Source organism: Streptomyces sp. PH9007 (genome assembly GCF_059813725.1).
On record NZ_CM187440.1, the window covers coordinates 3,610,828 to 3,632,433 of the forward strand.

At 73.3% G+C, this 21,606-nt stretch carries 20 protein-coding genes; 14 read left to right on the top strand and 6 right to left on the bottom strand.

Features of this window, described 5'->3' with window-relative positions; translation table 11 throughout:
* The first annotated feature begins 29 nt into the window (after window positions 1-29).
* Complete coding sequence (locus ACTFAP_RS16540) at window positions 30-1,379, top strand: sensor histidine kinase (protein WP_500466717.1); 1,350 nt, start codon at window positions 30-32, stop codon at window positions 1,377-1,379.
* Between the two features lie 609 nt (window positions 1,380-1,988).
* Here ACTFAP_RS16540 and phoU read toward each other — a convergent pair.
* Window positions 1,989-2,666 (bottom strand): phosphate signaling complex protein PhoU, encoded by a 678-nt coding sequence (gene phoU, locus ACTFAP_RS16545; RefSeq protein WP_030729634.1) that lies wholly within the window; start codon window positions 2,664-2,666, stop codon window positions 1,989-1,991.
* 224 nt (window positions 2,667-2,890) lie between these two features.
* Here phoU and phoR point away from each other — a divergent pair, with 224 nt between their 5' ends.
* Both phoR and phoP read left to right on the top strand, forming a co-directional pair.
* On the top strand, window positions 2,891-4,210 hold the full coding sequence (gene phoR, locus ACTFAP_RS16550; RefSeq protein WP_500466718.1) for a two-component system sensor histidine kinase PhoR: 1,320 nt from the start codon (window positions 2,891-2,893) through the stop codon (window positions 4,208-4,210).
* 5 nt (window positions 4,211-4,215) lie between these two features.
* Window positions 4,216-4,887, top strand: coding sequence for a two-component system response regulator PhoP (phoP, locus tag ACTFAP_RS16555; RefSeq protein WP_019431776.1), 672 nt, complete (start codon window positions 4,216-4,218; stop codon window positions 4,885-4,887).
* A gap of 81 nt (window positions 4,888-4,968) precedes the next feature.
* Here phoP and ACTFAP_RS16560 read toward each other — a convergent pair whose 3' ends face one another.
* Complete coding sequence (locus tag ACTFAP_RS16560; RefSeq protein WP_495681300.1) at window positions 4,969-5,697, bottom strand: DUF461 domain-containing protein; 729 nt, start codon at window positions 5,695-5,697, stop codon at window positions 4,969-4,971.
* Window positions 5,698-6,191: 494 nt separating this feature from the next.
* Here ACTFAP_RS16560 and ACTFAP_RS16565 point away from each other — a divergent pair, with 494 nt between their 5' ends.
* The 10 genes from ACTFAP_RS16565 (at window position 6,192) to ACTFAP_RS16610 (ending at window position 17,111) form a co-directional block, all read left to right on the top strand.
* Window positions 6,192-6,674, top strand: a complete 483-nt coding sequence (locus tag ACTFAP_RS16565; protein WP_030729628.1) for a CarD family transcriptional regulator — start codon at window positions 6,192-6,194, stop codon at window positions 6,672-6,674.
* 273 nt (window positions 6,675-6,947) lie between these two features.
* The gene (gene ispD, locus ACTFAP_RS16570; protein WP_495681301.1) at window positions 6,948-7,712 is read left to right on the top strand and encodes a 2-C-methyl-D-erythritol 4-phosphate cytidylyltransferase; all 765 of its coding nucleotides are present in this window, start codon (window positions 6,948-6,950) and stop codon (window positions 7,710-7,712) included.
* Window positions 7,702-8,208, top strand: a complete 507-nt coding sequence (gene ispF, locus ACTFAP_RS16575) for a 2-C-methyl-D-erythritol 2,4-cyclodiphosphate synthase (protein ID WP_495681302.1) — start codon at window positions 7,702-7,704, stop codon at window positions 8,206-8,208. Before ispD ends, ispF begins: the two co-directional genes overlap by 11 nt.
* 91 nt (window positions 8,209-8,299) lie before the next feature.
* Window positions 8,300-8,704, top strand: a complete 405-nt coding sequence (locus ACTFAP_RS16580) for a TIGR03618 family F420-dependent PPOX class oxidoreductase (protein WP_495681303.1) — start codon at window positions 8,300-8,302, stop codon at window positions 8,702-8,704.
* 93 nt (window positions 8,705-8,797) lie between these two features.
* The gene (gene cysS / locus ACTFAP_RS16585) at window positions 8,798-10,189 is read left to right on the top strand and encodes a cysteine--tRNA ligase (protein ID WP_495681304.1); all 1,392 of its coding nucleotides are present in this window, start codon (window positions 8,798-8,800) and stop codon (window positions 10,187-10,189) included.
* 83 nt (window positions 10,190-10,272) lie between these two features.
* The gene (gene rlmB, locus ACTFAP_RS16590; RefSeq protein ID WP_400010476.1) at window positions 10,273-11,211 is read left to right on the top strand and encodes a 23S rRNA (guanosine(2251)-2'-O)-methyltransferase RlmB; all 939 of its coding nucleotides are present in this window, start codon (window positions 10,273-10,275) and stop codon (window positions 11,209-11,211) included.
* 136 nt (window positions 11,212-11,347) lie between these two features.
* Complete coding sequence (locus ACTFAP_RS16595; protein WP_500466719.1) at window positions 11,348-12,883, top strand: DoxX family protein; 1,536 nt, start codon at window positions 11,348-11,350, stop codon at window positions 12,881-12,883.
* A gap of 238 nt (window positions 12,884-13,121) precedes the next feature.
* A complete protein-coding gene (locus ACTFAP_RS16600; protein WP_500466720.1) occupies window positions 13,122-14,114 on the top strand; it encodes an alpha/beta fold hydrolase in 993 nt (330 codons plus the stop codon).
* A gap of 101 nt (window positions 14,115-14,215) precedes the next feature.
* A complete protein-coding gene (locus tag ACTFAP_RS16605; protein ID WP_500466721.1) occupies window positions 14,216-15,457 on the top strand; it encodes an AAA family ATPase in 1,242 nt (413 codons plus the stop codon).
* 67 nt (window positions 15,458-15,524) lie between these two features.
* Window positions 15,525-17,111, top strand: a complete 1,587-nt coding sequence (locus tag ACTFAP_RS16610; RefSeq protein ID WP_500466722.1) for a VWA domain-containing protein — start codon at window positions 15,525-15,527, stop codon at window positions 17,109-17,111.
* 71 nt (window positions 17,112-17,182) lie between these two features.
* On the opposite strand, the gene ACTFAP_RS16615 is transcribed toward ACTFAP_RS16610, so the two are convergent.
* Window positions 17,183-18,055: a ketopantoate reductase family protein gene (locus ACTFAP_RS16615; protein WP_500466723.1), complete on the bottom strand. Its 873-nt coding sequence runs from the start codon at window positions 18,053-18,055 to the stop codon at window positions 17,183-17,185.
* Window positions 18,056-18,122: 67 nt separating this feature from the next.
* Between ACTFAP_RS16615 and ACTFAP_RS16620 the strand changes: the two genes are divergently transcribed.
* Window positions 18,123-18,758, top strand: coding sequence for a TetR family transcriptional regulator (locus ACTFAP_RS16620; RefSeq protein ID WP_495681310.1), 636 nt, complete (start codon window positions 18,123-18,125; stop codon window positions 18,756-18,758).
* Window positions 18,759-18,939: 181 nt separating this feature from the next.
* Here the strand turns inward: ACTFAP_RS16620 and ACTFAP_RS16625 are convergent, their stop codons facing one another.
* From ACTFAP_RS16625 to ACTFAP_RS16635, 3 genes are all read right to left on the bottom strand, one after another.
* The gene (locus ACTFAP_RS16625) at window positions 18,940-20,211 is read right to left on the bottom strand and encodes a hypothetical protein (RefSeq protein WP_500466724.1); all 1,272 of its coding nucleotides are present in this window, start codon (window positions 20,209-20,211) and stop codon (window positions 18,940-18,942) included.
* A gap of 102 nt (window positions 20,212-20,313) precedes the next feature.
* On the bottom strand, window positions 20,314-21,042 hold the full coding sequence (locus tag ACTFAP_RS16630; protein ID WP_390125220.1) for a nucleotidyltransferase family protein: 729 nt from the start codon (window positions 21,040-21,042) through the stop codon (window positions 20,314-20,316).
* Window positions 21,043-21,104: 62 nt separating this feature from the next.
* Window positions 21,105-21,539 carry a hypothetical protein gene (locus tag ACTFAP_RS16635; protein WP_390125222.1) on the bottom strand — a complete coding sequence of 145 codons (435 nt, stop codon included), beginning with the start codon at window positions 21,537-21,539 and terminating at the stop codon, window positions 21,105-21,107.
* Window positions 21,540-21,606 lie beyond the last annotated feature (67 nt).

Sequence of the window (21,606 nt, forward strand, 5' to 3'; positions counted from 1 at the left end):
CGCGCCGCCGGTCGCCTACGCTCGATGACATGACCGAGACAGCGGCCGGCGTCAGCGGCCGGTTCACCCGGCCGCAGCGCTGGCTGCTCCCCGGCGATCTGCTGACCGAGCCGGCCGATCACGCCGCCGCCGCCCCCGGCGCTCCGGGCGCCGCCGTGCGCGCCCCGCGGCCCCGGCCCCCGCGCCGCACCCCGCGCGACTGGGCCGTGGACCTCACCCTCTTCGGCTGGTCCCTCGGCATGTGGGCGCTGATGGTCTTCGCGGTGCTGCCCACCCTCGAACACACCCCGGAGTGGATCCGGGTCATCGACGCGCCGCTCGGGCTGCTCGCCTGCTGCGCCCTGTGGGTCCGCCGCCGTCACCCGCTCGCCGTCGCGCTCCTCATCGTCCCCGTCGGCGCGGTCTCCGCCAGCGCCTTCGGCGCCCTGGGCGCCATCATGCTCAGCACGGCGCTGCGCCTGCCGACCCGGCGCGCGCTCGCCCTGCTCGCCGCCAACATCGCCGTCGTCATCCCCTACTTCATCCTCTGCTCCCTCCCGGAGGAGAACAGCGGCTGGGGCGACATCTTCTTCAGCGTCGCCTACCTGCTCATGTTCTTCGCCTGGGGCGTCGCCACCCGCGCCCGCCGCCAGCTGGTCGTGCGGCTGCGCCAGGACGCGGGGCGCGAGCGCGCCGAACACGCCCGCCGGATGGCCGACGCCCGCCGCACCGAACGCGAGGCCATCGCCCGCGAGATGCACGACGTGCTGGCGCACCGCATCTCCCTGCTGTCCGTGCACGCCGGGGCCCTCGCGTACCGCACCTCGGGCGCCGCCGGCGCGCACGCCAAACCGCTCAGCGACACCGAGGTGGGCGAGAGCGCCCAGGTCATCCGCGACAACGCCCACCAGGCTCTGGAGGAGCTGCGCGAGGTGCTGACGGTGCTGCGCGGCACCGTGCCCGGCGCGCTCACCGAGGCGGGCGGCCGGCCGCAGCCGCGGATCGCCGAGATCGGCGAGCTGGTCGCCGAGGCCACCCGGGCGGGACAGCGCGTCGTCCTGGACCAGAAGTACGCGGAGGGCGCCACCGAGGCCCTGCGCGACCAGGCGCAGCGCACCGTCTACCGGGTGGTGCAGGAGGGGCTCACCAACGCCCGCAAGCACGCGCCGGGCGCGCTGACCACGGTGACCCTGGTGGGCGCCGCGGGACAGGGCCTGACGGTACGGATCCGCAACCCGCTGCCGGTGACCACCGGGGCCGGGCGCGAGCACATCCCCGGCGCGGGCGCGGGGCTGGCCGGCCTGGAGGAGCGCATCGCCCTGGACGGCGGCACCCTGCTGCACGGCACCACGAACGGGGCGTTCGAACTGGTCGCCAAACTCCCCTGGCCGGCGACGTAGCCGAGCCCCGCTCGGCGGGCCGCCGGGGTCGGCCCCGACCGGCGGAAGTCTCGGGCACGGCACCCTGAGCGGAGCATCCGAGCCGGCGGCCGAGCGGCCTTGGCCGGCGACGTGGCCCGGCCCCGGGCCGCGGGCCGCCCGAGTCGTCCCGGGTGGCGGCAGCCGGCCGCGTACGCCCCCCGGCCCTGGCCGGGGGCTCCGCCCGCCCCGGCCCCCGCCGGGTTCGCGCATGGCATGACCCCGGCGCGGGGCCCGGAGGAGACCGGGGCCCCGCGCCGGGGTCATCGGTACCGGCGCGGCGGCTGGGCCGCCGCCCGGCGGCGCGGCAGCGCCGTCAGCAGCCCCCGCACTGGCAGGAGCCGCCGTTCTGGCAGCCGCAGGAGCAGCCGGAGCCGCACGAACAGGCGGCGGTTGTCGGGAGAGTCGCGGGACGGTTCGCCATGAGGTGCCTCCTGGGCAGCAGAATTCCTCCACACACACCCGTGCCCTTCCATGGGAAGCCCGCCGCCGCCCGCCCGTCAACGGGGCGCACAGGGGCGCAATCGGGAGCGCCCCCGCCCGCCCCTCCCGGCCTCGCGCCCTGCCGTGCCCCGCCGCGCCCTGCCGGGCTCAGGCCGTCTCGGGCTCCGGCTCCGGCGCGAACTCGTCCGCGTGCTCACCCGTCACCAGGTAGACCACGCGCCGCGCGATCGACACCGCGTGGTCGGCGAACCGCTCGTAGTAGCGGCCCAGCAGCGTCACGTCCACCGCCGTCTCCACCCCGTGCTGCCAGCGGTCGTCCATCAGGTGACGGAACAGCGTCCGGTGCAGGGTGTCCATCTCGTCGTCGTCCTGCTCCAGCTGCATCGCCAGCTCGACGTCCTTGGTGATCAGCACCTCGGTCGCCTTCGCCATCAGCCGCTGCGCGAGCTGGCCCATCTCCAGGATGGTCGCCGTCAGGTCGCGCGGCACCGCCGAGTCGGGGAACCGCAGCCTGGCCACCTTCGCCACGTGCTCCGCGAGGTCACCGCACCGCTCCAGGTCCGCGCTCATCCGCAGCGAGGTCACCACGATCCGCAGATCCGTGGCCACCGGCTGCTGCCGCGCCAGCAGCGCGATCGCGCCGTTCTCCAGGTCCCGCTGCATGTCGTCGATGCGGTCGTCCGCGTCGATCACGCTCTCGGCGAGCTTGAGATCGGCGTCCAGCATCGCCGTGGTGGCCCGCCCGATGGCCGAGCCCACCAGCCGCGCCATTTCGACCAGCGTGTCACTGATCGCGTCCAGTTCCTCGTGATAAGCGTCACGCATGAGTGATCGTCCTCCCTCGGACGGAAGCCCGAGCCGTCGTGTACGGGTGTACGTACCTAGCTGCTGCCTGTTGTCCTGCCTTGCCACACTCCGCCCGCAAGACGGCGGATCCCGCCCCGCAGAGTGAACCCGAGCTGTCACGAAGGTGAACACTCGCGGGACTGCCGACGAGCATCTTCATCCATGCCTGTGGTTCACGGTCAAGCCCCGCATAACCTGAGGATATGGACGTGAACGCGGCGGTGGCCGCAGTGGCCGCGATCGCCGGGCTCAGCACCGGCGTCATCGCCATGCTGGCTTTCCGCATCAGTGAGCGCGAGCGTACGCGCCCACCGCGCGGCGCCCACCCCGCTCCCGACGCCACCACCCTGCCACCGGGCGTGGACACGGTGCTGTCCGTCCTGCGCTCCTCGGCGGTCGTCCTGGACGAGTCCGACGCCGTCCTCAAGGCCAGCTCCGCCGCGTACGCGCTGGGGCTGGTGCGCGGCGGCCGGCTCTCCGTGGAGCCGATGCTCGCGATGGCCCGGCAGACCCGCAGGGACGGCGAGATCCGGCAGGTCGAGCTGGACCTGCCGCAGCGCGCGGGCAAGGGCCTGGGCCGCACCGACGTGCTCGCGGTCTCCGCCCGCTCCGCGCCGCTGGGTTCCCGCCTGGTGCTGCTGCTGGTCGAGGACCTCACCGAGGCCCGCCGCATCGAGGCGGTGCGCCGCGACTTCGTCGCCAACGTCAGCCACGAACTGAAGACCCCGGCCGGCGCGCTGTCCCTGCTCTCCGAGGCCGTGCTCGACGCCGCCGAGGACCCCGAGGCCGTCACCCGCTTCGCGGGCCGGATGCAGCACGAGGCCACCCGGCTCACCAACCTCGTCCAGGAGCTGATCGACCTCTCCCGGGTGCAGGACGACGACCCGCTCACGCACGCCGAGCTGGTGCCCGTCGACGAGCTGGTCACCGAGGCCATGGACCGCTGCCGCCAGCAGGCCGGCAACAAGTGGATCACCATGGCCTCCGGCGGCACCGCCGGGCTCGCGGTCTGGGGCAACCGTGGCAAGCTGGCCGCCGCGCTCGGCAACCTCGTCGAGAACGCCGTCAACTACAGCCCGCCCCACACCCGGGTCGCCATCGCCGGTGCCCGCAACCGGACCCGGCAGGGGGATCTGATCGAGATCTCCGTGACCGACCAGGGCATCGGCATCCCGGACAGCGACAAGGAGCGCGTCTTCGAGCGCTTCTACCGGGTGGACCCGGCCCGCTCCCGCGCCACCGGGGGTACCGGCCTGGGGCTGTCGATCGTCAAACACGTGGCCGCCTCGCACGGCGGGGAGGTCCTGGTGTGGAGCGCTGAAGGACAGGGCTCCACCTTCACCCTGCGGCTGCCCGAACCGGGCAGCGCACAAGAACGCCAGCAGGCCCGTACGGCCGCCCGCGAGGGCGCCGGCGGACTGTCCGGCAGTCTGCACAAACCGGCAGAGTTCCCCGCTCCCGCGGCGGAAGGCGAGCCGGCGGCCACCCGCACCAACGATCCTGCCCGGGAGGCACTCCCGTGACCCGAGTGCTCGTCGTCGAGGACGAGGAGTCGTTCAGCGACGCCTTGTCGTACATGCTCCGCAAGGAAGGCTTCGAGGTCGCCACCGCGGCCACGGGGCCCGATGGGCTGGATGAGTTCGAGCGCAACGGCGCCGACCTGGTCCTGCTCGACCTCATGCTGCCGGGGCTGCCCGGCACGGAGGTCTGCCGCCAGCTGCGCGGCCGTTCCAATGTCCCGGTGATCATGGTGACCGCCAAGGACAGCGAGATCGACAAGGTCGTCGGCCTGGAAATAGGCGCTGATGACTACGTCACCAAGCCGTTCTCCTCGCGCGAGCTGGTGGCGCGCATCCGCGCGGTGCTGCGCCGGCGCGGCGAGTCGGAGGAGGAGAGCCCGGCCGCCCTGGAGGCGGGCCCGGTCCGGATGGACGTCGACCGCCACGTGGTGACCGTCGACGGCCGCAAGGTGGATCTCCCGCTCAAGGAGTTCGACCTGCTGGCGATGCTGCTGCGCAACGCCGGGCGGGTGCTCACCCGGATGCAGCTGATCGACCGCGTCTGGGGCGCCGACTACGTCGGGGACACCAAGACGCTGGACGTGCACGTCAAGCGGCTGCGGGCGAAGATCGAGCCGGACCCGGGCGCCCCGCGCTATCTGGTGACGGTGCGCGGCCTGGGCTACAAGTTCGAGCCGTAGGCGGCGGCGTCGTACGACGCACACACGGCGGCGGGGCGCCCCATCCGGGGGCGCCCCGCCGCCGTGTTGTGCGGGTGCCGGCTACGGGGTGGTGAGGCCGGCGCCGTCCTCGTTCTCGACACCGGAGCCCGGGGCGCCCGCGTCGGCGCCGGTGCCGGTGTCGCCCTCGGCCCCCGCGTCGGCCGCCTCGCCTTCGGTGCCGTCCGTCGCGCCCTCATCGGTCTGCTCGGTACCGGCGTCGGCGTCGCCTTCGGCCTCGGCGTCGCTCTCCTCGTCCGAGGGGACGGCCGGCGGGGTCGGGCCCCAGTCCGCGTAGTAGGTCCAGTTCTCGGAGGCCGGCACCACGGTGGCGGCCAGCTCGATCGCCCCGGTGTCGCTGAGCAGGAAGACCAGCTGCTGGGCGTTGCCCAGCGCGATCTGCGCGGCGGCCGGGTCGGCGATGAACGCCGACGCGTTGCCCTCGCCGCCCAGCGCCACGGAGCCGCGCGCCGGAACCACGACCTGGCTCTCGTTCCCGGCGGGGGTCAGCTCGACCACCACGCCCGAGCCGGGCAGGGTGATGGACTCCAGCACCTGCTCGGTGGTGCTCTCGTTGAAGATCCGCGCGCTGATGCCGGCCGGGCCATCGGTCCCGTCGGGCAGGATCACATTGACGTTCTGGACCTTGATGGCGTCGACCTGCACGGCGGCGTTGTCGGGCTTGATCTTCTGTGTCTCCGCCTCGAAGCCCGCCCCACAGGCGCTGAGCGCCACGACGGTCGAAAACGCGAAGACGGCGGCGACGGCGCCGCGTCGAAGGCTGCTGCTCACGGCGGCGGCATCTCCTCGGACGAACCTCGGCGGACCGGCCAGGTCGCCCGGTCCGGTTGATCGAAATCAGCGGCCCAAGCCTACCGACCCGTCTCCCGCCGCCCTCACCCGCCCCGCCCATGGGGCGTGACCACCCGCGGGAGTGAATCCGGTCATGATCCAGGTATGAATGTGAAGGGGGATCACGGGAGTGTTACGGGAGAATGTGCTGATCAATTCTTCGACGCACGAGACTGTGCCCGAACGCTTTCTTCCAACTGTGACAAAACGGACACCTTTCCAGGGCTTCGCGAAGTTCTTTCCGTATCGCGGCGCATTGTTCAAGGGGCGCGAAACCCCGCTCCCACCTGCGGATACCCGCCCCAGCGCACCTCTCGCAGCATGCCGAAGCCGCGCTTGTCAACCCCCGAGATATGGCCTGACCTGCGAAAACGTCATTCAGAAGGGTGCTGGGCCGTGTTACCCTGGAAAGCCACGGAAGGGGTACCTGTCACATGACGTTCAAGGTTGGCGACACCGTGGTCTATCCCCATCACGGGGCCGCGTTGATCGAGGCTATCGAAACTCGCCAGATTAAAGGCGTAGACAAGCTCTACTTGGTTCTGAAGGTCGCCCAGGGCGACCTCGAAGTGCGCGTACCGGCGGACAATGCCGAACTCGTCGGCGTGCGCGATGTCGTGGGGCAGGAAGGTCTGGACCGGGTCTTCGAGGTGCTGCGTGCGCCGTATGCCGAAGAGCCCACCAACTGGTCCCGCCGCTACAAGGCGAATCTGGAGAAACTCGCCTCCGGTGACGTCATCAAGGTCGCCGAGGTCGTACGTGACCTGTGGCGTCGTGAGCGTGAGCGCGGACTCTCCGCCGGTGAGAAGCGCATGCTGGCCAAGGCCCGGCAGATCCTCGTCAGCGAGCTCGCGCTCGCCGAGAGCACCAACGAGGACAAGGCCGAAAGCCTGCTCGACGAGGTCCTCGCGTCCTGACCGTCACCCCAGCCCGTACCCCCTGAATTCTCGGACCGCCGGACATCGCAGATCTCTCCGGCCGGCCCGGAAACAAGGGCTCGCTTGCCCCAGCGCCCGAAGGCAGTCGCCCTGCCCAGCGGGCGCTGCGGCATGTACGGATCGTTCCCCAAGCGGTGTGCCGGGCCTGCCACTGACTCGACCGGCATGTCACGGAAGGGTCCGATCGGGTCATGCCCGGCACGCTGTGGCCATACCCACTCCCACCCTGGAAACAAACCTCTCACGGTGCCAATGTCAGACATCGCCCCTGTCCCCGGCGTCCCCCACACGGCCGTCATCATCCCCGCGGCAGGCCGAGGCGTACGGCTCGGGCCCGGGATTCCCAAGGCCCTGCGCCTGCTGAACGGGGTGCCGATCCTCGTGCACGCCGTGCGCGCCATGGCCGCCGCCCGCTCCGTGGCCACCGTGATCGTGGTGGCCCCCTCCGATGGCGCCGAGGGCGTACGCGCCCTGCTCGACGAGCATCCGCCCCCGCGCCCCGTCCACGTCCAGGTGGTGCCCGGCGGGGAGACCCGCCAGGAGTCGGTACGGCTCGGCCTCGCCGCGCTGCCCGCCGACGCCGATGTGGTGCTGGTCCACGACGCCGCCCGCCCGCTGGTCCCGGTGGACACCGTGGAGGCGGTCGCCGCCGCCGTCCGCGCCGGGGCCCCCGCCGTGGTGCCCGCCCTGCCGGTCACCGACACCATCAAGCAGATCGCCGCACCCGGGAGCGAGGGTGTCCCCGAGCCGGTCACCGGCACCCCGGACCGCTCGCTGCTGCGCGCCGTCCAGACCCCGCAGGGCTTCGCCCCCGACGCGCTGCTGGACGCCCACGAGCGGCTCGCCGGGCTCGGGGGCGCCGAGGGTGCCAGCGACGACGCCGGGATGGTCGAGCGCCTCGGCCTGCCGGTGGTGCTGGTCCCCGGGCACGAGGAGGCGTTCAAGGTCACCCGTCCGCTCGATCTCGTCCTCGCCGAGGCCGTGCTCGCCCGCAGAAGGATCACCGATGGCTACTGACACCCCCCCGCCCGCGGCGGCGCTCCAGCCGCGGGTCGGCATCGGCACCGATGTGCACCCGTTCGAGGAGGGCCGCGAGCTGTGGTGCGCCGGGCTGCACTGGCCCGGGGCCGGCGCGGGCCTGGCCGGCGACTCGGACGGTGACGTCGCCGCGCACGCCGCCTGCGACGCGCTGTTCTCCGCCGCCGGGGTCGGGGACCTCGGCGCGCACTTCGGCACCGGCCGCCCAGAGTGGGCCGGCGCCTCCGGGGTGCGGCTGCTGGGCGAGGCGGCCCGCATCGTCCGCGCCGAGGGCTTCACCATCGGCAATGTCGCCGTCCAGGTGATCGGCGTCCGGCCCAAGATCGGCACCCGGCGCGCGGAGGCACAGCGCGCGCTGTCGGACGCCATCGGCGCGCCGGTGTCCGTCTCGGGGACCACCACGGACGGGCTCGGCCTCACCGGGCGCGCCGAGGGCCTGGCGGCGATCGCCACGGCGCTGCTCTTCACCCGCTGATGCCCTCTTCCGGCCCCGTCCGGGATTACGGTGGACGCTGCTTGAACTGTTCTGTCTCCCAGCAACTCCCGTATCAGGCAAAGGAGCCAGTGTGTCAGCGGAACTCTCCGACAAGCTCAAGGAAATCCTCGACGGTCCGGTGTTCGTCACCATCGCCACCATCCAGCCCGACGGCAGCCCCCAGTTGTCGCCGGTGTGGGTCGCCAGGGACGGCGACGACGTCCTGATCTCCACCACTGTCGGACGGCAGAAGGAGAAGAACCTGCGCCGCGACCCCCGGGTCACGGTCCAGGTGCAGCCGTTCGACAACCCGTACACGTACGCCGAGATCCGGGGCACCGCCACCCTCACCACCGAGGGCGGCCAGGAGCTGATCAACCAGCTGTCCCAGAAGTACACCGGCAAGACGTACGCCGAGTTCAACCCCGCCGCGGGCGACGACGCCGAGCGCGTGGTCGTCCGGGTGGCCGCCCGCAAGGTCGTCGGCCGGGTCTGAGCGGGGCGCGGGCCCCGGCCCGCCCCGTAACGATCCCCCCTCGCCCCGCGCCGACCGGCGCGGGGCGTGCCGCGCGCCTACTACTCTGGACGCGTGACTCTTCGCCTGTACGACACCGACGCCCGGCAGATCCGTGAATTCACCCCGCTCGTCCCCGGGTGCGTCTCGATCTACCTGTGTGGCGCCACCGTGCAGGCCGCACCGCACATCGGGCACATCCGCTCGGGCCTCAACTTCGACATCATGCGCCGCTGGTTCGCCCACCGCGGCTACGACGTCACCTTCGTCCGCAATGTGACGGACATCGACGACAAGATCATCGCCAAGAGCGCCGAGTCGGGCGTGCCGTGGTGGGCCATCGGCTACGCCAACGAGCGCGCGTTCAACGACGCCTACGACGCGCTGGGCTGCCTGCCGCCCACCTACGAGCCGCGCGCCACCGGCCACATCCCGGAGATGACCGAGATGATGCGGGTGCTGATCGCCAAGGGCCACGCCTACGCGGCCGACGGCAACGTCTACTTCGACGTGCGCAGCTTCCCCGGCTACCTCGGGCTCTCCAACCAGGACCTCGACCAGCTGCTCCAGCCCTCGGGCGAGGGCGAGACCGGCAAGCGCGACCCGCGCGACTTCGCGATGTGGAAGGCCGCCAAGCCCGGCGAGCCGAGCTGGGAGAGCCCCTGGGGCCCCGGCCGCCCCGGCTGGCACCTGGAGTGCTCGGCGATGGCGCACAAGTACCTCGGCTCCGCCTTCGACATCCACGGCGGCGGCATCGACCTGGTCTTCCCGCACCACGAGAACGAGATCGCCCAGTCCCAGGCGTTCGGCGACGCGTTCGCCGCGTACTGGGTGCACAACGCCTGGGTGACGATGAGCGGCGAGAAGATGAGCAAGTCGCTCGGCAACTCGGTGCTCGCCTCGGAGATGCTCAAGCGCTGGCGCCCCATCGTGCTGCGCTACTACCTGGGCACCCCGCACTACCGCTCGACCATCGAGTACAGCGAGGCCGCACTGGCGGAGGCGGACGCCGCCTTCTCCCGGATCGAGGGCTTCCTGCACCGGGCCGCCGAGCGGACCGGGGAGATCGTCCCGGCCGCCGCCGTACCGGCGGAGTTCGCCGCCGCGATGGACGAGGACCTGGGTGTGCCGCAGGCCATGGCGGCCGTGCACACCACGGTGCGGCAGGGCAACGCGGCGCTGGCCGAGGGTGACAAGGAGTCGGTGGCTTCGCTGGCCGGGCAGGTCCGTGCGATGCTGGGTGTGCTGGGCATGGATCCGCTGGATTCCGGGTGGCACGGCGGCGGCGACCGGGGCGAGGAGCTGACCGGCATCGTCGACTCGCTGGTGCGGCTGGTCCTCGCGCAGCGCACGGCGGCGCGCGAACGCAAGGACTACGGCACCGCGGACGCGATCCGCGACGAGCTGAGCGCCGCCGGGCTCGTCATCGAGGACACGCCCAACGGACCCCGGTGGGAGCTGGGCTGAGCGCGCCGGCGCCCGGCCCGTCCAGGCTTCCGAGACCCCTCGGGGGCTCCGACCACCACGCAGTATTCGAGGAAACGTAACCCATGGCAGGCAATCCCAACCGCCGCACGTCCAACAAGAAGGGCGCCCAGGTCGGCAGCGGCGGCCAGCGCCGCCGCGCCCTGAAGGGCAAGGGCCCGACCCCGCCCGCCGAGATGCGCAAGGGGCACGCCAAGCAGCGCGCCGCGCAGCTCAAGGCCCGCAAGCAGTCCAACAAGCCGGCCCAGGCCAGGCGCCGCCCCTCCTCCGAGATGGTGGTGGGGCGCAACCCGGTGCTGGAGGCGCTGCTCGGCGGGGTCCCCGCGACCACGCTGTACGTGCAGCAGTTCATCGACAGTGACGACCGGGTCACCGACGCGGTGAAGGCCGCCATGGAGCGCGGCGGCATCCACCTGATGGAGGCGCCGCGCGCCGAGCTGGACCGGATGACGAACGGGCTCAACCACCAGGGCATGGTGCTCCAGGTGCCGGCGTACGAGTACGCGCACCCGGACGACCTGCCGGCCGCCGCGGCCGACCGCCGGGAGCTGCCGCTGATCGTGGCGCTGGACGGGGTGACCGACCCGCGGAACCTGGGCGCGGTCGTCCGTTCGGTGACGGCGTTCGGCGGGCACGGTGTCGTGGTGCCGGAGCGGCGCGCGGCCGGGATGAGCGCCGGGGCGTGGAAGACGTCGGCCGGTACGGCGGCGCGTACGCCGGTGGCCCGCGCCACCAATCTGACCCGGGCGCTCCAGGCGTACCAGAAGGCCGGCATCCAGGTCGTCGGCCTCGCGGCGGACGGCGAGGCGGAGCTGGGCGACCTCGATGTGCTGGACGGTCCGGTCGTGATCGTCATCGGCAGCGAGGGCAAGGGCATGTCGCGGCTGGTGAGCGAGGTGTGCGACGTACGGGTACGGATTCCGATGCCCGGCACCGCGGAGTCGCTCAACGCCGGTGTGGCGGCCGGGATCGTGCTGTACGAGGCGTCCCGCGCACGGAGTTGAGCCCTCGCGGGCACCTCGTGGACACCCCCATCACCCGTGGCGGGCGGGGCACTTGAGGGTGTCCGGCGGGTGCTTGACGGGTCGCGGACACTTCGTCGGGTCAAGGCAGTGTCTTAAACCTCTGTCACTCGGTTAGATGAGTGTGGACACCAGAACACACCGCCCACCCGCTGGGGGGACGCCGCGCGGTTTCTTCGAGGAGGAGCAACCGCTGCTCTCCACGGTGAAGGTGCCGTGCGATCCCGCACAAGTCATCGTGAACCACGCGAGTTTCCGGGTGGATCTCCCGGTCTCGCACCCGCTGGGCGGGCGCCGCCCCGTCGTGCTGGCCGGAGCGGGCGGGGCGGGGGGCCCGGACATGAGTTCGCTGCTGGCGACCGCCGTTCGCGCCGCGCCCGCGCGCACGGCGCTGCGCCCGGAGCCGGACGGGGTCTCCACCCAGGTGCTGCCCCGGCTGGACCCCGCGGTGCTCGGCGCGGTGCCGGTGCCCCGCCGGGGCGCCGAGGACACTCAGCTGCTGCCGCCGATCAGGGAGCCGCAGGCGTTCGGCGCCGGTGCGGGTTCCGGGGGCACAGGCCCGGGCGCGGCGGGGCGGGACGACAGGGCGGTCACGGTCGGCCGCGGAGCCGACAACCGGCAGGCGTACAAGCCCGACCGCCGGCTGGACCTGGGCGTGGTGCTGCTGCCGCTGCGCTTCCTGCTCGGCTTCCTGGCCATCTCGGCCGGGATGAGCAAGATCACCGACCCGGTGTACTTCGACGGCGGCGAGCGCGGCTCGATGGTCACCTGGCTCGGTTCCCTGGAGCCGTGGGCGGTGGCCGCGCCGCTGCACAGCTGGGCGCTCAACCACCCGGTGGCCGCCGGGCTCACGGTCGCCTTCATCCAGATCGTGGTCGGCGTCCTGACGATCTTCGGCCTGTGGCAGCGCTGCGCGGCGGCCTTCGGCGCGGCCCTTTCGCTGGCGCTGCTGGTGACCGTCGCCTGGCGCAGCGGCCCGGTCTACGACGCCCCCGACCTCATCCTGCTGGCCGCCTGGAGCCCGCTGATCATCGCGGGCGCCCCGGTGTACTCGCTGGACGCGCGGCTGGCCGGCGAGGCGTGGCGCACGCTGGGCCCGCGCGCCCCGCTGAGCGAACTGCGGCGCCGGGTGCTGCGGCGCGGCGCGGTGCTGGCCACCGTGCTGGTCGGTCTCGCCCTGCTGATCGGCTCGATGCTGGGCGGCGCGGTGCGGTCCTCGCAGATCGCGCGCCTGCCCGAGCCGGGCGAGCCGCCGCGCAACCACCTGCCGGGCCAGCCCCTCGACATCGAGGAGGAGGCCGAGGAGGCGGGTGAGGAGACGGCGGGGGAGACCGAGCCGAGCGCGGGCGTCAGCGGCGACGAGGAGACGTCCACGGCGCCGGGCGAGGACGACCCGGCCACCGGGGACTCGGCCGAGGAGCCGCAGGAGACGGCGGACGAGGACCAGCCGCGCAGCGAGCAGACGGTCCCCGCCCCGCAGCAGCCGGCCGCCCCGCCGGCCGCGCCACCCGCCCAGAACAACACCCCCGAGCAGATCCCGACCCCGGGTGGCGACGGCGGTGAACCATCGGCCGAGACGGACAACGGTCCGGCCGATGAAGGGGGTGATGGCAATCGCAGCAGCCTGGATCCGATCGGAGGGCTGCTCGGTTAGGTGGCGTCCTGGGCAGCGGCGGCTGACCCTCTGACCCCCCGAACACCGGGCATGCCGATCACCCGGCCCCCGCGGCGCGTCCTCCACGCCGCGGGGGCCGTGGCGTTTGCCGGAACGGCAAGCCCTCTTGGGCGGCGGACCCGGCCGTCGCAGGATGAGGACCACACCGGAACCCTGTCCACGGACCTACGTGGACGCGCGCACATCGTCGTCACCGGTATGCAGGAGGCCACCGCCCATGTCCGAGCAGCAGCCCGTTCACCGCACCGTTCACGAGCCGGTGCACCGTGTCGTGGAAGTCCCCGGCGGCCGGATCCACTGCGTGGAGCAGGGCAGCGGTCCGCTGGTCCTGCTGGTGCACGGCTTCCCCGAGTCCTGGTACTCCTGGCGCCACCAACTGCCCGCGCTCGCCGACGCCGGATACCGGGCGGTCGCCATCGACGTACGGGGCTACGGCCGTTCGTCCGCGCCGGCGGGGGTGGACGCGTACCGCATGCTCGCCCATGTCGCCGACAACACGGGGGTGGTGGCCGCGCTGGGCGAGCGCAACGCCGTCATCGTCGGCCACGACTGGGGGTCGCGGATCGCCGCCGACTCGGCGCTGCTGCGCCCCGACGTGTTCACCGCCGTGGGCATGCTCAGCGTGGCGTACAGCCCGCACGGCGGGCCGCGCCCCAGCGAGGTGTTCGCGTCGATGGGCGGCGAGGAGGAGTTCTACGTCAGCTACTTCCAGCGCCCCGGACGCGCGGAGGCGGAGATCGAACCGGACGTACGGGCCTGGCTGGCCGGTATCTACACCGGGCTGAGCGGGGAGGAGAACCACGGCGGGCTGTTCTTCGTGCCGCCCGGCGCGCGGATGGCCGACCGGTTCCCGGCCGGGCCGCTCCCCGCGTGGCTGAGCGAGGCCGATCTCGACGTCTTCACGGGCGAGTTCGAGCGCACCGGGTTCACCGGGGCGCTCAACCGCTACCGGAACATGGACCGCGACTGGGAGGACCTGGCCGCCTGGCGCGGCATGCCGATCACCCAGCCGTCCCTGTTCATCGGCGGCGCGGCGGACGCGTCCACCACCTGGCTCTCAGACGCCATCGACGCCTTCCCCACCACCCTGCCCGGCCTGGTCTCCTCCCATCTGCTGCCGGACACCGGCCACTGGGTGCAGCAGGAACAGCCCGAGCACGTCAGCGGATTGCTGGTGGACTGGCTCCGCACGGTCGCCCCCGTCCCTTAGCCGGGTGGCAGCGCCCACGGTCCGTCCCCGCCGGCGGGAGCGTATGTTGAGACGCGACCGGTGATCGGTGGGGGCATCGCGGCCCGCGGGTGAGGAGTGGCATGGTCGCGCAGGAGACGTACGACGCGCAGGGCAGGGGCGACGCGCAGGACACGGCCCGGCGGCTGCGGGCGATCAGCGCGGAGCTGTCGGACCGGTTCTACGAGCGGGACGACGTGGTGCGCACGCTGCTGGTCACCCTGCTGGCCGGGCAGCACTCGCTGGTGCTCGGCCCGCCCGGCACGGCCAAGTCCGAGCTGGCCAGGGAGCTGACGGGCCGGTTCGAGGGGGCGGCCTACTGGGAGATCCTGCTGTCGAAGTTCACCGCCCCGACCCGGATGTTCGGCCCCATCGATGTCGCGGCGCTGGCCAGGGGCGAGTACCGGCAGGTGTACGACGGGCGGGCCACCACCGCGCACGTCGCGTTCATCGACGAGATCTTCAAGTGCTCGACGGCGGCGCTGAACGAGGCGCTCGGCTACCTCAACGAGCGGATCTACCACCCCGAGAGCGGCGGCGAGCCGATCCGCTGCCCCCTCATCGGGGCCATCACGGCGAGCAACGAGCTGCCGGACGGCGAGGATTCGGCCGCCATCTACGACCGGCTGCTGGTACGGATCGAGGTCGGCTACCTGGAGGACCCCTCGAACTTCGCCGCGCTCGTGCGCTCCGCCGTCCGCCGCCCGGCCCCGCCGGAACGCACCACGGTCACGCTGGACGCGCTGCGGCAGGCGGTGACCGGGGGCGTCCCGGCCGTGGAGGTCCCCGACGCGATCGTGGACGCGGTGTGCACGCTGCGGGCCGCCCTGCGCCGCAGGGAACTCATCGCCTCCGACCGGCGCTGGCGGCAGGCGGTGGGCCTGCTCCAGGCGTCCGCGTACCTGGACGGGCGCCCGGCGGTCGCCGAGACCGATCTGTCGGTGCTGACCCATGTGCTGTGGGACTCGCCCGCCCAGCGCCCGGCGGTCGAGCGCGAAGTGCTGCACCTGGTCAACCCGGACGCCAAGGAGGCGCTCGATCTGGCCGACACCATCGAGGAGTTGGAGGCCCAGCTCGACGCGATGGCCGGGCAGTCCCGGGAGGCGCTGAGCGAGTGGGTCATCAAGAAGGCCCACAACAAGCTGGCCATGGCGGGGAAACGGCTGGCGGAACTGCGTGCGGAGGCGGCGGGCGCGGGGCGTTCCACCGCCGCCATCGACCGCGTCACCGGCCGGCAGCGTGCGGTGCGCGCCCGGGTGCTGACCGAGGCGCTCGGCATGGACGCGAGCATGGTGCAGGCCCAGTTGTCGGCCGCGCAGTTGTAGAAGGGCCGGCCGGGGGCGGGCGGTGGCTTTCGCACCGGACACACACGGACAACAAGGGGTGGGCAACGTGGTCGGGACGCCGGGCGGGCGGCCGGACGAACTCTCGTCCGCCGCCGTGGTCGCGGACCGGTTCGACCGGATCACCTGGCGCGACACCTACGAACAGTCGGCCGGGCTGCGTGAGCTGGCCGGGGAACTGGGCGCGCGCCACGACGGCGCCGCCGACCTGCTGACGGACGTCTTCCTGGCCGCGTACCAGGTCCGGCCGAAGCTGCGCGCGGCTGCCGCGATGGATCCCACCCGGCTGGTCAACCACGAGATCGTCGCGGGGCTGCTGGAGTCGCCGGGCTTCGCCGAACTGCACCGGGAGACGGCGGGGGACCCGTACGCCGCCGCCATGGCGGTGCTCGCCCAGGGCGCCGCGTTGCGCGGGATGCTGGAGGGCTCCCGCGAGGCGCAGGAGCGGGCGGAGCAGGCGGACGAGGCGGAGCGGGCCCGGCAGGACGCCGAGGCGGCGGCGGACGCGTCGGCCGACGACGAGGCAGCGGAGCCGGACGGGCCGGACGGGCCGCAGGCGTCGGACGGGCCGGACGAGGGCGCCGAGTCCGGCGCCGGGCCCGAGCGGGACCCGGGGGCGGCACGCCGGGCCGCCGAGGCGGCGCGGGACGCCGCCGCGCAGGCGCTCGCCGCGGCGTCCCCCGGTGTCCGGGCCGCCGCCCGCGCCGCGTCGGCCCGGGCGGCCCAGGCCGTACGGGAGGAGGCCGCGCTGATGCGCGCCTGGGGAGTCGGTGCGGGCGAGCTGGAGCGGATGCCCTTCGAGCGGCGCGCCCGGCTCGCCGAGCGGCTGCGCACCGGGCGGCTGGCCCAGTGGGCCGAACTGATCGGGCGCTTCCGGCAGATGGCCGCCGGGGAGCGGGCCCGGAAGGTGGAGAACACGACCGGCGAACTGATCGGGGTCACCCTCGGCGACGACCTGTCCCGGGTCATCCCCTCCGAGCTGGCCAACCTCGGCCTGCCCGCTCTGCGCGCGGTCTTCGCCGCCCGCTACGCCGCCGGGGAACTCATGCTCTACGACAGCCAGGGAGAACAGACCACCGGACGTGGCGCGATCATCGCCTGCGTGGACACCTCGCACTCCATGTACGTGGCGGGACCGGGCGGCGTCACCCGCGAGGCGTGGTCCAAGGCGTGTGCCCTGGCCCTGCTGGACCAGGCCCGCCGTGCCGGACGCGACTTCGTCGGCATCCTGTTCTCCTCGGCCGACCGGCTCCGGGTCTTCCGCTTCCCGGCGGGCGAACCCGCCGGGATCGACCGGACCCTGGACTTCGCGGAGAGCTTCCTCGGTGGCGGCACAAGCTACCAGGCGCCGCTGACCAGGGCCGGCGCACTGCTGGAGGAGGAGTTCAACGACGCCGCCCGCGCACGCGGCGACATCGTCCTGATCACCGACGACGAGTGCGGCGTCACCGAGGAGTGGACGCGCGGCTGGAACGAGGCCAAACAGCGCCTCGGCTTCCGCCTCTTCGGCGTGGCCGTCGGCGCCCCGCGCGCGGCCGGATCGGGCTCGGTCCTGGAGGCCCTGTGCGACAACCTCCGCTCCATCGAGGACCTGACCGAAGTCCAGGGCGCGGCCGACCTGTTCCGGGTGATCTGACCCGGGGGCGATGAGCGGGCGGACGCGCCGCGCACGGAGCCGCGGTGCGGCCGAGGCGCCACGGCCGCCGCTCACCCGGCCGTGGCCCGGGCACGCATCTGTGCTGCCTGCCGCCCGAGTTCGGCCGCCGTCGTGGGGGAGACGTCGCTGAGCCCGCTGTACATGGCCGCCGGGCTGCGCAGGAAGCGCCGCACCAGGGCCACGAGCAACCCTTCCGGCAGGGTTCGCAGCGCGCCGAACGCGCGGGGGACCGGCGGGGTCGGCATGGCCGCCAGGTTCTGCCGTATGAGGCGGAGCATGCCGCGTATCGCCTCGGGATCCTCGGCCAGCGCCACCGGGCCGCCCGCCGCGTGCGCCGCCTGCGCGAGGGGTATCTCGAACGCGGCGTGAGTCGTGAGCCAGGCATCCATCCGCGGCTCGGCCTTGGCCGCGATCCCGGCGGTGCGGAACTCCCGGACGATCCGTTCCAGTCGCGGGGTGGTCCGGCCGTCGGGTTCGCCGATCGGCATCGGGACCCGGCTGGTCAGGAAGGTGGTCGCGCGGTGGCGGACCACGTCCCCGTCCATCGTGCCGCCCAGCGTCGGGAAGCCGAGCAGTACGCGCTCATGGCCGATCGCCGCGCCCAGCGGCTCCGCGCCGGCCACCCAGTTGAGCAGGAACAGCACGTCGCCTTCGAGGCCGGCGAGTGACTCCAGCACCGCGTCGACCTGATGGGTGCGGACGACGACGGCGGTCAGGTCGTACGCACCGGCCGGGTGCTCGACCACTGGTACGGGTACCCGCCTGACGGCGGGGCTGTCCCCCTCGGCGAGTTGCACGCCGTGCCGGCGCAGGGAGGCCAGACGCTCGCCCCGGGCGAGGAGCGAGACATCGTGCCCGGCCTCATGCAGGCGGGCGGCGAACAGGCTGCCGCAGACCCCGGCTCCGTACACGAGCAGTTTCATGACAACCTCTCCCACGCACCAGTAAGTCAAACGTTCGTTTAAATCGAACGTCTGTAGAGTACGGTACATGGCGCCACCCGATACCCGGAGCAAGATCCTCGACGCGGCCGAACGCCTCTTCGCCGAGCACGGCTACCGCGGCACCTCGGTCCGCGCGATCACCGACCTCGCCGGGGCGAACCTGGCCGCCGTCGGCTATCACTTCGGCTCGAAGGCGGAACTCCTGGCCGAGGTCGCCCGCCGCGTGACCGCGCCCATCATCGCCGCCCAGAGCGCCGGGCTCGACGCACTGCTCGCCCGGACCCCGGACCCGTCGGTCGCCGAACTGGTGGAGGTATTCGCGGGGCCGCTCTTCGACGGGATGCCCGCCGGTGATGAGAGCGGAGCCCGGACGTCCCGGCTGATCGTGACGATCCTCAGCGACCCGGCCGAGGAGGCGCGCAACTGGACAGGGCCGGACGAGAACATGGTCGGCGAGCGTTACCTGGCGGCTTTCGCGCGCGCCCTGCCCGGCCTTGCCCCACAGGAGCTGTTCTTCCGGATCCGGGGGATCTTCGCCGTGACAGCCGTGGACCGCGTCGAGGTCTACAACCGGCCCACCCCCGCCTGCCCGGCGGAGCCGGCGGGCGAGGAAGCCCGGCGCTGGGCGATCACGTTCCTGACGGCGGCACTGAGCGCGCCACCGACCCGGGCCGGGCGATAAGCCGGGGGCGGCCTCACCCACCGCCAGGAGACCGGCGTGTGACGCGTCGTGACGAGGGTGGGCCGGGGGCGCGCGCCGCGTGCCGGAGACCGTCCGTCGCCCCGTCGTCGAAGGACCGTTTGACGACGGGCAGTCGGCGCGACCGATGAACCCGTGCCGTCCGGCGGCGCCCGGCGGGCCGTCAGGCGGCCTCTTCGCGGGCGAGGTAGCCGGCCAGCCGGTCCTGCCGGCCGGGCAGTCCGTAGGAGGCGATCAGGTGGCCGACGTTGCCGAACTGACGGTTCTCCGTGCGCCAGCAGCCGGGGTTGTCGGCCAGCAGCCCGGCCAGCCGCCGCTGCCGGTCCGTCAGCTCACCGGCCGGTGTGCCCGGGCGTAGGGCTCCGTCGGGGAAGGCCAGGGCAAGCGCCGCGTCCAGGACGGGCAGGATCGGCGGGCCGGACAGGCGCGGGAGTTGGCCCAGCAGCCCGTCGAAGGTGGCCGCGTCCGTGGCGGGATCGCCGAGCGCGCGCAGGGACTGGGCGGCGTACCCGCGCACGTTCCCGTCCAGGAACGGTATGTCGGGGTGCCGGCCGCCGTACCCGCTGCCGTCCCGGGCGAGCCAGGCCCGGAGTTCGCCGATCGCCCGCTCCCCGGCGGCCGGCCCGCGCAGCCGGGCCAGCGCCGTCGCGGCGCCCCACCGCACCACCTCCGGGGCGTCCCCGGAGACGGCCGAGTCCAGCGCCCCGGCCACCGCCGCGTCGTACGGGGCGCCGAGCAGCCCGAGCCCGGTGAGGGCGATCGCGGCCGTGGCGCTGTCCTTCCCGGCCGCCGCCGCGATCAGTACGGGGACGGACTCCGCCGCGTCCTCGGGGAACCAGGCGAGCAGATACGCGGCGGCCCGGCGTATCTCCGGCGGCTCGTGCTCCGCCGTCAGCTCACGGACGGCCGGCAGCCCGGCCCGCACCGCGTCGTAGGCCGCCAGCGCCACGTGGGCGCCGAGCCGGTTCTGGTCGGCCTCCGACAGCGACGCCTCGTAGAAGTACCGGGCCGGACCGTCGTCCTCCCAGCCCTCGTCCCCGCCCTCCCGAGGGCGGTCGGCCAGCTCGAACGCGTGGGCGGTCGCCGCCAGTTCCGCGCCGCCGCGCGCGGCCCGCCGCAGCTCGGCCACAGGGAAGCCCTCCGGGACGAACGGGTCGTCGTACCCGATGGCCAGCGCCGCCAGCAGCCACAGCACACCGTCACGTTCGGGCGTGCCCGGATCGGTGGCCAGCGCCAGCAGGAACGGCACGGCGGGCGCGCTGGCCTCGTACCGGGTGCCCTGGTGGAAGATGTTTCCGTACAGCGCGCTCAGCGCCGCCTGCCGCTCCTCGGGCTCGGCGGAGGACAGTGACCGGAGCTGCCCCGGCACATCACCGGCGTATCCGTACGCGTGCGTGAGCCGGGCCCAGCCGGTCTCGTCCAGTCGTTCCAGCATGGTTGCCAGCGTGCCAGCCGGGTCTGACAACGACGGCGGGACGCACAGCGGGAGACCGGCCGTGCGCCGTGCGCCGACCGGCCCCGTCCCGTGCCGCGTCCGTCAGCCGCGCCCCTCGCGGGCGTCCAGTTCGCGGGCGGCCTCCCGCAGGTCCTTCACGGTGTCGATCGCCCGCCAGAACGTGCCCTGCGGCAGGTCGAAGCCCGCCAGCCGCCGCGCGCGGGCCAGCCGCGGGAAGGTGGTGCGCTCGTGGTCGCCCCGGTCCGGCAGCAGCGCCGTGAACTCGGGGGCGAAGACATAGATGCCCGCGTTGACCAGGTACGGGGAGGGCGGGGCCTCGATGAAGTCCAGGACGTGCCCGAACTCGTCGGTCTCCACCACCCCCCACGGGATGCGCGGCCTGGCCAGCGCCAGCGTCGCCGTCGCGTCCCGCTCCGCGTGGAAGGCGGCCATGTCGCGCAGCGAGAAGCTGGTCCAGATGTCGCCGTTGGTCGCGAACCACGCCTCCTCGGGGCGGGGCAGCGCGGTCGCCGCGTACTTCAGCCCGCCGCCGCGGCCCAGGGGCTCGGTCTCCACGACCGTGGAGACCCGCAGCGGGAGATCCGCCTTCTCCAGCCACTCCTGGAGCACCTCGGCGAGATGGCCGCAGGAGATGACGGCGTCGGTGACGCCCTCGGCGGCGAGCCAGCTCAGTTGGTGGCCGATGATCGGCACCCCCGTACCGGGGATCTCCACCATCGCCTTGGGCCGGTCGTCGGTATAGGGCCGCAGCCGGGATCCCTGGCCGCCGGCCAGGACCACCGCCTGCGTGGGCTGCGGGGCAACAGTCATGCTCCGCAGCCTACGGGATGCCTCGCGCACCGCTCCGGGCGTCCTGGAACCGGGGCGTCTCCTCAGCTGAACTCCATGACACCGGTGGCGAAGGACGTGTCGCACACCGGGCGGGCGTGCTGCTGGGCACGCAGCGCGCTGCCGTACTTCTCCACCGCCGCCCGGCCCAGCGCACGGGCGATGTCCATGCAGTGCTCGGCGAGGGTCGGCTCGCGGTCGACGGCCTCCTGGAGGGCGGTGAGCGCGACGCCCGGGTCCTCCTGGCGCAGGGTGGTGATCAGCTGCTCCTGGAGCACGGCCTCCGGGGCCGCTACGTCCTGGGGAGCGGCGTCCGGCGAGGTCCTGGCGTCGGCCTCGGCGGAGGCGGGCAGCAGCAGCGCCTCGGACGGTGTGGAGGCCCACGGCACCTTGGTGATGGCCAGGGTTCCGGAGAGCACCAGGACAACGGGAAGGACAATGGCGAGACTTCTGCCGATGCGGCGAACTGCCAGATTCACTGGTGGTGTCTTCCTCGCGAGACGACGGGTGGATTGAACGGGCCATGCGATCGTAGCGAGGAGTAGC